This is a genomic window from Pseudomonas sp. AM14(2022), from assembly GCF_036346455.1.
Lineage (GTDB): Bacteria > Pseudomonadota > Gammaproteobacteria > Pseudomonadales > Pseudomonadaceae > Aquipseudomonas > Aquipseudomonas putida_A.
Window position 1 is genome coordinate 1 of the sequence record NZ_JAOTNY010000023.1, and the last position, 13,743, is coordinate 13,743.

General features: G+C 58.5%; 13 protein-coding genes. 9 read left to right on the forward strand and 4 right to left on the reverse strand.

The window, feature by feature from the left end; translation table 11 throughout:
* The 6 genes from V3W27_RS26465 to V3W27_RS26490 form a co-directional block, all read left to right on the forward strand.
* Positions 1 to 557: OprD family outer membrane porin (locus V3W27_RS26465; protein ID WP_330207926.1), on the forward strand; the 557-nt coding region annotated here is incomplete at its 5' end.
* Positions 558 to 839: 282 nt separating this feature from the next.
* The gene (locus V3W27_RS26470) at positions 840 to 1,664 is read left to right on the forward strand and encodes an NAD-dependent epimerase/dehydratase family protein (RefSeq protein WP_330207927.1); all 825 of its coding nucleotides are present in this window, start codon (positions 840 to 842) and stop codon (positions 1,662 to 1,664) included.
* Positions 1,665 to 1,694: 30 nt separating this feature from the next.
* Positions 1,695 to 2,588 (forward strand): SMP-30/gluconolactonase/LRE family protein, encoded by an 894-nt coding sequence (locus V3W27_RS26475; RefSeq protein WP_330207928.1) that lies wholly within the window; start codon positions 1,695 to 1,697, stop codon positions 2,586 to 2,588.
* Between the two features lie 64 nt (positions 2,589 to 2,652).
* On the forward strand, positions 2,653 to 3,624 hold the full coding sequence (locus V3W27_RS26480; protein WP_135295485.1) for a TRAP transporter substrate-binding protein: 972 nt from the start codon (positions 2,653 to 2,655) through the stop codon (positions 3,622 to 3,624).
* Between the two features lie 76 nt (positions 3,625 to 3,700).
* The gene (locus V3W27_RS26485) at positions 3,701 to 4,228 is read left to right on the forward strand and encodes a TRAP transporter small permease (protein WP_330207929.1); all 528 of its coding nucleotides are present in this window, start codon (positions 3,701 to 3,703) and stop codon (positions 4,226 to 4,228) included.
* Positions 4,228 to 5,508, forward strand: coding sequence for a TRAP transporter large permease (locus V3W27_RS26490; protein ID WP_027613212.1), 1,281 nt, complete (start codon positions 4,228 to 4,230; stop codon positions 5,506 to 5,508). Before V3W27_RS26485 ends, V3W27_RS26490 begins: the two co-directional genes overlap by 1 nt.
* Positions 5,509 to 5,550: 42 nt before the next feature.
* Here the strand turns inward: V3W27_RS26490 and V3W27_RS26495 are convergent, their stop codons facing one another.
* The 3 genes from V3W27_RS26495 to V3W27_RS26505 all read right to left on the reverse strand — a co-directional run bounded on the left by V3W27_RS26495 (position 5,551) and on the right by V3W27_RS26505 (position 8,113).
* Positions 5,551 to 6,351, reverse strand: a complete 801-nt coding sequence (locus tag V3W27_RS26495) for a sulfite exporter TauE/SafE family protein (protein ID WP_103369163.1) — start codon at positions 6,349 to 6,351, stop codon at positions 5,551 to 5,553.
* Positions 6,352 to 6,360: 9 nt separating this feature from the next.
* Positions 6,361 to 7,605, reverse strand: coding sequence for an NAD(P)/FAD-dependent oxidoreductase (locus V3W27_RS26500; RefSeq protein WP_330207930.1), 1,245 nt, complete (start codon positions 7,603 to 7,605; stop codon positions 6,361 to 6,363).
* Positions 7,606 to 7,771: 166 nt separating this feature from the next.
* Positions 7,772 to 8,113 carry an ArsR/SmtB family transcription factor gene (locus tag V3W27_RS26505; protein ID WP_007965280.1) on the reverse strand — a complete coding sequence of 114 codons (342 nt, stop codon included), beginning with the start codon at positions 8,111 to 8,113 and terminating at the stop codon, positions 7,772 to 7,774.
* Between the two features lie 91 nt (positions 8,114 to 8,204).
* On the opposite strand from V3W27_RS26505, the gene V3W27_RS26510 reads away from it, so the two are divergent.
* Positions 8,205 to 9,068, forward strand: a complete 864-nt coding sequence (locus V3W27_RS26510; RefSeq protein WP_330207931.1) for an MBL fold metallo-hydrolase — start codon at positions 8,205 to 8,207, stop codon at positions 9,066 to 9,068.
* A gap of 202 nt (positions 9,069 to 9,270) precedes the next feature.
* Complete coding sequence (locus V3W27_RS26515) at positions 9,271 to 11,799, forward strand: UvrD-helicase domain-containing protein (RefSeq protein ID WP_330207932.1); 2,529 nt, start codon at positions 9,271 to 9,273, stop codon at positions 11,797 to 11,799.
* Positions 11,800 to 11,832: 33 nt separating this feature from the next.
* Here the strand turns inward: V3W27_RS26515 and bkdR are convergent, their stop codons facing one another.
* Entirely contained in the window at positions 11,833 to 12,321 is a 489-nt protein-coding gene (gene bkdR, locus V3W27_RS26520) for a Bkd operon transcriptional regulator BkdR (protein WP_007965286.1), read from the reverse strand.
* A gap of 185 nt (positions 12,322 to 12,506) precedes the next feature.
* On the opposite strand from bkdR, the gene V3W27_RS26525 reads away from it, so the two are divergent.
* On the forward strand, positions 12,507 to 13,742 hold the full coding sequence (locus V3W27_RS26525; protein ID WP_003224001.1) for a 3-methyl-2-oxobutanoate dehydrogenase (2-methylpropanoyl-transferring) subunit alpha: 1,236 nt from the start codon (positions 12,507 to 12,509) through the stop codon (positions 13,740 to 13,742).
* Position 13,743: the final 1 nt, after the last annotated feature.

A 13,743-nucleotide genomic window follows, 5' to 3' on the forward strand; every position in this document is an offset into this window, starting at 1 on the left:
AGCAGTATTTCAACCTCAGCCACAGCCAGCCGCTGGGTGACTGGACGCTGGGCGCCAACCTCGGTTTCTTCACCGGCAAGGAAGACGGCAGCGCCCAGGCCGGCGACCTCGATAACAAGACTGCATTTGCCATGCTGTCGGCCCGCTACGGCGGCAACACCTTCTATGTCGGCCTGCAAAAACTCAGCGGCGATGACGCGTGGATGCGGGTCAACGGCACCAGCGGCGGCACCCTGGCCAACGACAGCTACAACGCCAGTTATGACAACGCCAAAGAGCGCTCCTGGCAGTTGCGGCATGACTACAACTTCGTTGCCCTCGGCATTCCCGGCCTGACCCTGATGAACCGTTACATCAGCGGCGACAACGTGCACACCGGGACGATAACCGACGGCAAGGAATGGGGTCGCGAGTCGGAACTGGGATACACCGTGCAGAGCGGGCCGCTGAAGAACCTCAACGTGAGATGGCGCAACGCGACGATCCGCCGGGACTTCAGCACCAATGAGTTCGACGAGAACCGGGTCTTTATCAGCTATCCGATTTCGTTGTTGTAAAGCCAGTCCTCACACCGGGTTTCCCTGTGGGAGCGGGCTTGCTCGCGAATGCGTCGGGTCAGTCAATTCATCTTTCAATGACACACCGCTTTCGCGAGCAAGCCCGCTCCCACAAGGGGATTGCATTGCAACGAAGGCGTCGCGGTGATTGAAAAGTGAATGAGCCCCTTCCGTCATTTACCCCAAAAGTCGCGTTGACAAGTTCCGGAAACCCTACCGATACTTCAGCGCAGTCATACGACAACCTACAACAAACCTAATAACAACGTGTAAGGGATTGCCATGACGTCTACCTCTACTCCCCGCGCCCCGTTCAATCGTCTGCTGCTGACCGGCGCTGCCGGTGGCCTGGGCAAAGTCCTGCGCGAACGTATGCGCCCTTATGCCCGTGTCCTGCGCCTGTCGGACATCGCCGCCCTCGCCCCAGCCATTGATGATCGCGAAGAAATCGTCCCCTGCGACCTTGCCGACAAACAGGCAGTGCACCAACTGGTCGAAGGCGTCGACGCGATCCTGCATTTCGGCGGTGTCTCCGTGGAGCGGCCCTTCGAAGAAATCCTCGGCGCCAACATTTGCGGCGTATTTCACATCTACGAAGCTGCACGCCGCCATGGTGTGAAGCGAGTGATCTTCGCCAGTTCCAACCACGTCATCGGCTTCTACAAACAAGACGAGCCGCTCGACGCCAGTTGCGCCCGCCGCCCCGACGGCTACTACGGATTGTCCAAGTCCTACGGCGAAGACATGGCCAGTTTCTACTTCGATCGCTACGGCATCGAGACCGTCAGCATCCGCATCGGCTCCTCGTTCCCCGAGCCACAGAACCGCCGAATGATGCACACCTGGCTGAGCTTCGACGACCTCACGCAATTGCTCGAGCGCGCGCTGTACACGCCAAACGTGGGCCACACCGTGGTCTACGGCATGTCCGCCAACAAGGACGTCTGGTGGGACAACCGCTTCGCCAGTCACCTCGGTTTTGAGGCCAGGGACAGCTCCGAAGTGTTCCGCGAAAAAGTCGAAGCGCAGCCTATGCCCGCCGCCGATGACCCGGCGCGGGTCTATCAGGGCGGCGCGTTCGTCGCGGCCGGCCCCTTCGGCGACTGACCACTCTGCCAACGACGCAAAGGAATGAGTATGCAAGCCGAATTGATCGTCGATGCGCGCAACGCCGTGGGCGAAAGCCCGGTCTGGGTGCCGCAGGAAAACGCGCTGTATTGGGTCGATATTCCCAACGGCGGGCTGCAACGCTGGAGCGCTGACACCGGCCATGTGCATGCCTGGAAAACCCCGCAAATGCTCGCCTGCATCGCCCGTCACAGCAGTGGCGACTGGGTTGCCGGCATGGAGAGCGGCTTTTTTCATCTGCACCCGCACAGCGATGGCAGCCTCGACAGCGAATGGCTCGCCGCCGTCGAGCACAGCCGAGCAGACATGCGCCTCAACGATGGTCGCTGCGACCGCCAGGGTCGTTTCTGGGCTGGCAGCATGGTGCTGAACATGGGCCTGAACGCATCCGAAGGCCGGCTCTACCGCTACGGCGCCGGGCAGTCTGGTGTGATCGAAGCGCAACTCGACGGCTTGATCGTGCCCAACGGCCTCGGCTTCAGCCCTGACGGCAAGACGATGTACCTGTCCGATTCACATCCGCACGTGCAATTGATCTGGGCCTTCGATTACGACACCGAGACCGGCACACCATCGAATCGGCGGTTCTTCGTTGACATGAAGCACTTCCCCGGCCGGCCGGATGGCGCTGCCGTGGATGCCGAAGGCTGCTACTGGATCTGCGCCAACGACGCCGGACTGATTCACCGTTTTTCCCCGGACGGCCGCCTCGATTTCTCGCTGCAAGTGCCGGTGAAGAAACCGACGATGTGTGCCTTCGGCGGCAGCCGCCTGGACACCCTCTTCGTGACCTCGATTCGCCCCGGCGACGACCGCGATCCGCAATCCCTGGCCGGCGGCGTGTTCGTCCTCAATCCCGGAGTCAAAGGCCTGGAAGAACCACTGTTCGACGATTCCCTGTAACACCTGCCTCTGCTGCACCGCTGCGCCTTGAACACAAAAATAACAAGACTGGAGACTCACCCCCATGAACTTCAAACGCACCTTGCTGGCCGCTGCACTCCCGCTGATGTTCACCTTCACTGGCGCCGCCCAGGCCCTGCAACTCAAATTCGCTGACATCCATCCCGCCGGTTATCCCACCGTGGTGGCCGAAGAAAACATGGGCAAGACCCTGACCCGGGAAACCAACGGCGAGCTGACCTTCCAATACTTTCCCGGCGGCGTGCTGGGCTCGGAAAAGGAAGTCATCGAGCAGATGCAAGTCGGCGCGGTACAGCTGTCTCGCGTCAGCCTGGGTATCGTCGGCCCGGTAGTGCCGGACGTGAACGTGTTCAACATGCCGTTCATCTTCCGCGACCATCAACACATGCGTAACGTCATCGACGGCGCAGTGGGCGACGAGATCCTCGACAAAATCACCAACTCCGAATTCGGCCTCGTGGCTCTGGCCTGGATGGACGGCGGCACGCGCAACGTCTACACCAAGAAACCGGTACGCAAGCTCGAAGATCTCAAGGGCATGAAGATTCGTGTCCAGGGCAACCCGATGTTCATCGACATGATGAACGCCATGGGCGGAAACGGTATCGCCATGGACACTGGGGAAATCTTCAGCGCCTTGCAGACCGGCGTGATCGACGGCGCAGAAAACAACCCGCCGACCCTGCTCGAACACAACCACTTCCAGAACGCCAAGTTCTACAGCCTGACCGGTCACCTGATCCTGCCAGAGCCGATTGTGATGTCGAAAATCACCTGGGAAAAACTCACCCCGGATCAACAGGCGCTGGTCAAGACCGCCGCCAAGGCTGCCCAGGCTGAAGAGCGCGTGCTGTGGGACAAGAAGTCCGCTGCCAGCGAAGAAAAACTCAAGGCCGCTGGCGTCGAGTTCATCGAGGTCGACAAGAAACCCTTCTACGACGCCACCGCACCGGTGCGGGAAAAGTACGGTGCGAAGTACGCCGACCTGATCAAGAAAATCGAAGCCGTGCAGTAACGCCTCCCGCCCCGTCCTCATTAACCAGGCCCGGCGCACCTGATCACTCAGGCGCGCCCGGTTACGGTGGAACCCGATGAAGAATCTACTGCTGCGTATCAACGACAAGATCTACATGACGTGCATCTGGGTCGCCGGCCTTTCCGTCCTGGCGATTTCCCTGATGATTCCCTGGGGCGTCTTCGCCCGCTACGTGCTGGGCACCGGTTCGAGCTGGCCAGAGCCGACGGCGATCCTGCTGATGATGGTGTTCACCTTCATCGGTGCCGCCGCCAGTTACCGCGCCGGTGCGCACATGGCCGTGGCCATGCTCACCGACCGCACGCCACCCCGGCTGAGATCTGCGGCGGCGATATTCTCGCAACTGCTCATGGCGTCGATCTGCATTTTCATGACGATCTGGGGCGCCAAGTTGTGCATGTCCACCTGGAACCAGTTCATGGCGGCCCTGCCCGATCTGCGGGTTGGCGTGACCTATCTGCCGATTCCCGTGGGCGGCTTGCTGACGCTGGTTTTCGTCCTGGAAAAACTCTTGCTCGGTGACCAGAGCAAACGGCGGGTCGTGCAGTTCGATCTGGTTGAAGAAAGTGAAGGTGGCGCTTAATGGACGCTCTGATTCTGCTAGGCAGTTTTATCCTGTTGATCCTGATCGGCATGCCAGTCGCCTATGCGCTGGGCGCCGCCGCGCTGATCGGTGCATGGTGGATCGACATCCCGTTCCAGGCGGTGATGATCCAGGTCGCGTCGGGGGTGAACAAGTTCTCGCTGCTGGCCATTCCGTTCTTCGTCCTGGCCGGTGCGATCATGGCCGAGGGCGGCATGTCCCGGCGTTTGGTGGCGTGTGCCGGGGTGCTGGTGGGTTTCGTGCGCGGTGGCCTGTCGCTGGTCAACATTGTTGCTTCGACCTTCTTCGGCGCGATCTCCGGTTCCTCGGTGGCCGACACCGCGTCGGTGGGTTCGGTGCTGATTCCGGAAATGGAACGCAAGGGCTATCCTCGGGATTTCTCCACCGCGGTGACCGTCAGCGGCTCGGTGCAAGCCCTGCTCACGCCACCCAGCCATAACTCGGTGCTCTACTCCCTGGCCGCCGGTGGTACGGTTTCGATTGCCTCGCTGTTCATGGCGGGCATCGTGCCGGGGTTGCTGATGAGCGCCTGCCTGATGGTGCTGTGCCTGATTTTCGCGAAAAAACGCGACTACCCCAAGGGTGAAGTCATCCCGATGCGCCAGGCGTTGAAAATCGTCGGCGAAGCCCTCTGGGGCCTGATGGCGATGGTGATCATCCTCGGCGGCATCCTCTCGGGGATCTTCACCGCCACGGAATCGGCGGCCATCGCCGTGTTGTGGTCGTTCTTCGTGACCATGTTCATCTACCGCGACTACAAGTGGCGTGAACTGCCGAAGCTGATGCACCGCACGGTACGCACCATTTCCATCGTGATGATCCTGATCGGTTTCGCCGCGAGCTTCGGCTACATCATGACCCTGATGCAGATTCCGGCGAAAATCACCACGCTGTTCCTGACCCTGTCGGACAACCGCTACGTGATCCTGATGTGCATCAACGTCATGCTGCTGTTGCTCGGCACAGTGATGGACATGGCGCCGCTGATTCTGATTCTGACGCCGATCCTGATGCCGGTGATTCTCGGCATCGGTGTCGATCCAGTGCAGTTCGGCATGATCATGCTGGTCAACCTCGGGATCGGGCTGATCACACCGCCGGTGGGCGCGGTGCTGTTTGTCGGTTCGGCGGTGGGCAAGGTCAGTATCGAGAGCACCGTGAAGGCGCTGCTGCCGTTTTATGCGGTGCTGTTTCTGGTGTTGATGCTGGTGACCTACATTCCGGCGATTTCGCTGTGGTTGCCGCATCTGGTGTTGTAACCGGTTGATGGATCGCAGCCCTCACGGGCTGCGATTTTTGCTTTACGCACGCAACAACATATACCCCGCCACCACCAGACACACGCTGGCAAACCCCACCTGCAACGTCCGCGCCGGCACCCGCGCGCACAGTTTGCGGCCGATGATCATGCCGACAATGCTGGCCACGATAAACGCCGCGCCCTGAGCATCAATCCGCACACCTGCGTGAAACGAGCCGATCACGCCAATCGCCGAAATCAGGCTGATCACCATCAGCGAAGTGGCGACAATCCCGCGCATTTGCACATCGGTCAGTTGCTTGAACGCCGGCACGATCAGGAAGCCACCGCCAACGCCGAGCAAGCCCGAAACCACACCGGTCACCGCACCCAGCGCCGCGAGGGTCGCGGTGCATTTGGCGGTCCAGTCGAAACGACCGGTCTGCTCATTGAGCATGCAGTTTTTCTGCCCCCAGCTCGCGTGGCCGTGGTCGCTCGGCCCCTCTTGCGCACGCTCACGGCGCAGCATGCGCCAGGCCACCATGACCATCAGCAGACTGAAGAGGATCATCAGGATCTTCTCCGGCAACTGGTGCGCGAAATAAATGCCCAGCGGCGAAAACAGCGCGCCAAGCGCGGCAATCAGCAGCGCCGCGCGATAACGCACCAGACCATGACGCAAGCCGTCGATCGCCCCGACTGCCGCCGCACTACCGACGGCGAACAACGCCACGGGCGCGGCCTGGGTCATGCTCCAGCCGAGGCCAAGCACCAGCGCCGGCACCGCGAGAATTCCGCCACCCGCCCCGGTCAGCCCGAGAATAAGCCCCATCAATACGCCAAACAGACTTGCCAGCAGCATAGGGAGTTCTCAGTCGACTTTGGACAAACCGGTCAGCCACTCGCGGCCCTTGAGCATGCCGTTCCAGTAGAACCACGGCAGCAGCGTCGCCTTGAGAAACCACGCCGAGCGGCGCGGCACGGTCGCATCGAGGGCGAAGGTCGGCAGCAACTTTCCGCCGTAACCAAACTCGGCGAGGATCACTTTGCCCTTCTCCACTGTCAGCGGGCACGAACCGTAGCCGTCGTACTTCAATGGCAGCGGTTGTTGCTTGCGCACGGCCAGCAGATTTTCCGCGACCACCACAATCTGCTTGCGCACCGCCGCAGCGGTTTTCGCATTGCTGGTGCCGCAGATATCACCGAGGCCGAACACCTCGGGGTAACGCGGATGTTGCAGGCTATGCGGATTGACTTCGCACCAGCCAGCAGCGTCAGCCAGCGCACTTTGCGCGATGAAATCCGGCGAGACTTGCGGCGGTACGACATGTAGCAGATCGAAAGTTTTCGCCTGTGTGGTGAGGTTGCCGTCAGCGTCCTTGATCTCGAACCACGCGGTTTTTGCCGGGCCGTCGACCTTGACCAGATTGCTGTTGAACGCCAGTTGCGCGTTGTACTTTTCGATGTACTTCATCAGTGGCGGGACGAAGGTCGCGACACCGAACAGCGCGGGGCCGGCCAGGTTGAACTCGACATTGATGTTGTTCAGCACAGCGGTTTTGCGCCAGTGATCGCACGACAGGTACAACGCCTTCTGCGGCGCGCCGGCGCATTTGATCGGCATCGCCGGCTGGGTGAACAACGCCTTGCCGCCGCTCAGTTTCTGCACCTGATCCCAGGTGTACTGCGAGTGCTGATAGCTGTAGTTGGACGTTACGCCGTGCTGACCAAGGCTTTCCTGCAGGCCTTCGATCTTCTCCCAGGCCAGACGCAGGCCGGGGCAGACGATCAGGTTCTGGTAAGTGACGGTGCGCTGATCGTTGAGGGTCAACTGGCGCTGATCGGGATCGATGCCAGTCACCGCCGCCTGAATCCAGGTGGCCTGACGCGGCATCACTTTGCTCATCGGCCGCACGGTGTCCTTGACGTCGTAGGCGCCACCGCCGACCAGCGTCCACGCCGGTTGGTAGTAGTGCTGGGCGCTTGGCTCGATCACGGTCACTTTTAGAGTGGGATCACGCTTGAGCAGACTGGCGACGAAGCCGATGCCGGCGGTGCCGCCGCCGATGACCACGATATCGGCACTGATGGATGGGCCCCAGTGTTGATCATTCATTGCTTGTTCCTTATTGCTGCATGCAAGGATTTCTTGGCCTTCACATAAATCCATTGTAGGAGTGAGCCTGCTCGCGATAGCGGTATGTCAGTCTATGAAGATGTTGGCTGATACACCGCTATCGCGAGCAGGCTCACTCCTACAGAGATTGTGTGGTGGCTGACATTTATTGATGGCCCAGGCTTTTCAGCACCGCTCCGCAATACAACCCGGACAGGGTCTTCATCACCTGAATCACTTCAGGACTGGCCAGACCGTAAAAGATGTATTTGCCTTCGCGACGGGTCGCCACCAGGCCTTCATCACGCAGGATGCCCAGTTGCTGGGACAGGGTCGGCTGGCGCACGCCGGTCATTTTTTCCAGCTCGCCTACGTTGCGCTCGCCCTGGGTCAGCTGGCACAGGATCAACAGGCGATCCTCATTGGCCAGCGCCTTGAGCAGCGCGCAGGCCTTGGAGGCGGACGCCCGCAACTGGGCGACTTCACATTCGGTCAGACTGGATTGCATTTGCACGATGCCTTCAACGTCACTTAAGCTGCGAACATTATGTTTTTAGATAAAGTGTTGCAACCCATTTCCCTGGTTCAGGTTGGTGACCATGCCCGCGCAGATTGAAGCTTTCCTCGACCCCGCCTCCTCGACCTACAGCTACGTGGTCTATGAAGCCGATGGCGGGCAGTGTGCAATCGTCGATCCGGTACTCGATTACGACGGCGCTGCCGGTCGCACCTGCACCGCGCAGGCCGACAAAATCATCACCTTCGTCCGAGAACACCACTTGCAGGTGCAATGGCTGCTGGAAACCCACGCCCACGCCGACCACCTGTCCGCCGCGCCGTACCTGCGCCGCGAACTGGGCGGCAAGATTGCGATCGGCCAGTCCATCAGCAAGGTGCAGAACGTGTTCAAGGCGCTGTTCAACCTGGAACCGGAATTCTGCGTTGACGGCTCGCAGTTCGATCACCTGTTCGCACCGAACGAATCGTTCAAGATCGGCAACCTCAAGGCCACCGCCCTGCACGTCCCCGGTCACACCCCGGCGGACATGGCCTACCTGATCGACGGCGAACAGATTCTGGTCGGCGACACGCTGTTCATGCCCGATGTCGGCACCGCCCGCTGCGACTTCCCCGGCGGCAACGCGCACCAACTGTTCAACTCGATCCACAAACTGCTGGCCTTCCCCGCCAGTGTCAAACTCTACGTCTGCCACGATTACCCGCCCGAGGGCCGCGCTGCGCAGTGCCAGACCACCGTCGGGGAGCAGCGTCTGAGCAATATTCATGTGCATGACGGGATCGACGAGGCGGCGTTTGTCGAGATGCGCACCAAACGCGATGCCGGGTTGGGCATGCCGACACTGTTGCTGCCGGCGATTCAGGTCAATGTGCGGGCCGGCAACCTGCCGCCGGCGGAAGGTAATGGCGTTGTCTACCTGAAGATTCCGATCAACAAAATGTGAGTTCAATTGCCCAGATGATTATTCGCTCCCTCATTTAAAGGAGCGCTCTGGACCGTGCCCTAGCCAAAATGCCACTACCGTGTAATATCCGGAAACCTAAACCGCTACGGGAGACTCCCTGCGACTACAAATGCGCAGGTGAGCAATAACACGGACATCGTCGAAGTCACACTTCGTCGAGAAGACTTTTTGCAGGGAAACCATGAGTCAAACTTCTCCACAGGGGCAAACCCCTGAACTGGAACCTGAAACATTCAATCGCCACCTTTCTATTTCTCGTCGCGCAATCGCCTACTTGTCATCCAAAGTCCTTGAGGCACTCAAAGCCATTGACGGGCGATCCTTCTTCGAGGGTAGAGAAGAAGGAATCAAGCTTGGCAATGACGCGGGCCTGCTTGCCGGAAAGGTTCTCGGCTACGCTGAGGGTTATGCAGAGGGGCGCGCCATTCTAAAGATCAACGACCTGCGCTCAGCCGCATCCTTGCCAGGAGAGGATCACTCCCTTTTTGACAATGAACTCATGCCCATCACCGATGATATCAAGCAGAAAATGCGCGACGAGGTGTGGGAAAAACTTGATGAGAAAGAACAACCGAGCGATCAGCAGTGGGCAATGATCTTTGCCGACACGACCTGTACTTCAGTGATCGCTGGCGCGGGCTCCGGGAAGTCCACGACGTTAGCCTTGCGTGTTGTGCTTAAACACTTTCACCTGGGCATCCCCCTTCATCACATGCAGGTGACTACCTTCACCACTGAGTCTAAAAAAGACTTGCAGAAAAAGATGGTGAAGATTTTCAAATCGTGGGGCAAAGACCTGAGTGAGAATCAAACTAAGAGTTTGGTACGCACCTTTCACAGCAAAGTATTCGGCTTCATGAAAGCGTTCTCGGATGCGCCTATCGACTATTTCGATTTCTTGGGCGCAAAAAAATCAGGTGAGGATGAGGACGAGCTGGAAAACCCCTTCTCGTCAAAGATCACGAATGAGCAAGGATTGGTTCTTTCCCAAGTATTCAATAGCCTTTACGAGAAAGACCTGACGTTCAAAAAGCACATCCTGGATCTCTACCAATCGATCGTCTTCGTCAAGCCGGATCCTATGTCTGAGTCCATGCGAAACAAAAAAAATCAGATTCTCGGCAAGATGTCCGATAAGGATGAAGCTGTCTGCGATGAAATTGAGGCCGCATGGGTAGAGTTGGGTCTATGGCCAATTCCAGGTGTGGCCGAGCGTCGAACGTTCAACATCGAAAGAAAACCCTTCATAGCCCACGGTTACTTGGAAGAGTTGGAAACACTGGTAATTCTTGGTTGGCCGGACACGAAAAACCAGTCGGGCGAAATTCCTAGGCGCGAAGGCCAGACAGTGAATCTCAAACAAGAGAGCTGGAGCCGCCAGGCGATGATTGGAGAATGTTATCGGGGGAAAAAATACATTCTCATCAATAACGTTATGGCCGCAAAGACACTGATGGGCAATGCCGAGCACATGATCGTTCAGGATGCCGGTTTTGATTATCACTTGCCGGGCACGACTATCAAGGAAACGAAGCTGACCGAAGTGTTCTTTGCCGAAGCCAACTACATCGAGAACCTGGGGTTGGATGTCGTCCAGGCGATCGGTTCATTAGATTTTACGCCGGGCGACCCACGCGAGCCTTTCTACCTCGCCTTGCAGATCTATTGGCGCGGCTTTCATGATTATCTGGAAAGCATGTCGCCCAAAAGATTGATTACCTTCAACAAGGCATTCGCACTGTTTGGCGAACACAATCCGGAAAATATTAAGCGCATTCCAACAGCCGAGCTAGACGGCATGCGACACCTCATGATTGATGAGTTCCAAGACGTGTCCGGCTTGAATATTTCCTGGGTCCGGCAATGCTGCAAAGAGATCCGTAATCGTAATCAAGGCCTGCCCGGATTGGGCAACAGCCTGATGGCAGTCGGCGACGACTGGCAAAGTATCTATGGCTGGCGCGGTAGCTCACCCCAGTATCTGATGGACTTCCATAAGCATTTCCACGCCCATACGCGCAATACTCTGTACATGCAGAACAACTACCGTTCCCATCAGACAATCATTGATGCTGCCGAACAAATTGTCCGTCCCACCACAACCGATAAAGCCAAGCATGGGATTGCAGCGAACGGAAAAGTCGTTAATCAAAAGACACCCGTATACATGCACTACGTGGCTAAAGATAAAAAAATCGTCGAGCCGGACGAAACGATTCTGCGACTCGTCAGACAAGCCTATGACGACGGTCATAGCATATTGATGGTGTTTCGCGTTGGCGATGTTGAAAAAGCATACAGAACAGCCCTACGAGGCCTATTGCACGAAGCGCAAAAAAAACAGCGCAACGTCAAACTGATGACCTTTCACAAGTCCAAAGGATTGCAGGCGCAATCTGTTTTCGTTATCGGTGATTGCTTCTATAACCCGACGAAATCCAAACGCAACGACATTTACAACCTCACCCAACTGGGCGACAAATCTCCAGCGCCTTATGACAACGCTCAATCAGATGAGGCACTGCGTTTAGCTTACGTAGGCATTACTCGCGCCGAACTCAGATGTCATTGGCTGGTAGACCGCGAGGTCACCGCGACGACCAAACAAAGCGGAAGTAATGCTTCGGGGTATGCCGATCTTAAATCTGGATGCTACAAAAAGTGGACTGATCACGAAACATCCGGAGTTTCAGCTCTTTCCCCGCAATAAGGTATTGATCCAGAGGCGGCGAAAGTGTCAGCGCTAGGTGCCCAGCGTCAACCCATTCGCCGGCAACGGCAACGCCGTCTTGTAGCGCACCTGCTTCAAGGCAAAACTCGACCGAATATTCGCCACCCCCGGCACCTTGGTCAGAAAGTCCATCATGAAGCGCTCCAGCGCCTGAATCGTCGGCACCAGCACCCGGATCAGATAGTCCGGGTCGCCGGCCATCAGGTAGCACTCCATCACCTCGGGGCGGTCGGAAATTGCCTCTTCGAAATGCTGCAACGCCTCCTCGACCTGTTTCTCCAGGCTGACGTGAATGAACACGTTCACATGCAGGCCCAGCAGGTCGGCATCCAGCAGCGTCACCTGCTCGCGAATCAGGCCTAATTCCTCCATCGCCTTGACCCGGTTGAAACACGGCGTCGGCGACAGATTCACCGAGCGCGCGAGGTCGGCGTTGGTGATGCGCGCGTTCTCCTGAAGGCTGTTGAGAATGCCGATGTCGGTACGGTCCAGTTTGCGCATGAGACAAAACCACCTGTTTTTTATGTTTATGCAGAATTTCTATCTGCAAATCGTCTCCAGCGCAACGAAACAGAGAGAAATATTCTTCTTGGCCGGGCCTATGATTGTTGTAGGACAAGATTTCTTTCACCCAAGAATGATTGCCAGCTCACTACAAGAAATTCACAAGATCGAGCGTAGAAGCCATGACCCAAGCGTATGAACCGCTGCGTCTGCACGTCCCTGAACCCTCGGGCCGCCCAGGCTGCAAAACCGACTTCTCCTACCTGCATCTGACCGATGCCGGCACGGTGCGCAAACCTTCCATTGACGTCGAACCCGCCGACACCGCCGACCTGGCGCGTGGGCTGATTCGGGTGCTCGATGATCAGGGCAACGCCCTCGGCCCCTGGGCTGAAAACGTGCCGGTCGAGATCCTGCGCAAGGGCATGCGCGCCATGCTCAAGACGCGGATCTACGACAACCGCATGGTGGTCGCCCAGCGCCAGAAAAAAATGTCGTTCTACATGCAGAGCCTTGGCGAAGAAGCCATCGGCAGCGCCCAGGCCCTGGCCTTGAACATCGACGACATGTGCTTTCCGACCTACCGCCAGCAAAGCATCCTGATGGCCCGCGAAGTGCCGCTGGTCGACCTGATCTGCCAGTTGCTGTCCAACGAGCGCGATCCGCTCAAGGGCCGGCAGTTGCCGATCATGTACTCGGTCAAGGACGCCGGTTTCTTCACCATCTCCGGCAACCTCGCCACCCAGTTCATTCAAGCCGTCGGCTGGGGCATGGCCTCGGCGATCAAGGGCGACACGAAAATCGCCTCGGCCTGGATCGGTGACGGCGCCACCGCCGAATCGGACTTCCACACCGCCCTCACCTTCGCTCACGTTTACCGCGCGCCGGTGATCCTCAACGTGGTCAACAACCAGTGGGCGATCTCGACCTTCCAGGCCATCGCCGGGGGTGAAGCCACCACTTTCGCCGGACGCGGCGTCGGTTGCGGCATCGCCTCGCTGCGGGTCGATGGCAACGACTTCTACGCGGTCTACGCCGCTTCCGCCTGGGCTGCCGAGCGCGCCCGGCGCAACCTCGGCCCGACCATGATCGAATGGGTCACCTACCGCGCCGGCCCGCACTCGACCTCCGACGATCCATCCAAATACCGGCCTGCCGACGACTGGAGCCACTTCCCGCTGGGCGACCCGATTGCCCGCCTGAAGCAGCACCTGATCAAGGTCGGCCACTGGTCGGAAGAAGAGCACGCCGCCGTCAGCGCCGAGCTCGAAGCCGAAGTGATTGCCGCGCAGAAACAGGCCGAACAGTACGGCACCCTCGCCGGCGGGCAGATTCCAAGCGCCGCAACCATGTTCGAAGACGTCTACAAAGAGATGCCGGAGCACTTGAAGCGCCAGCGTCAGCAGTTGGGGATCTGAC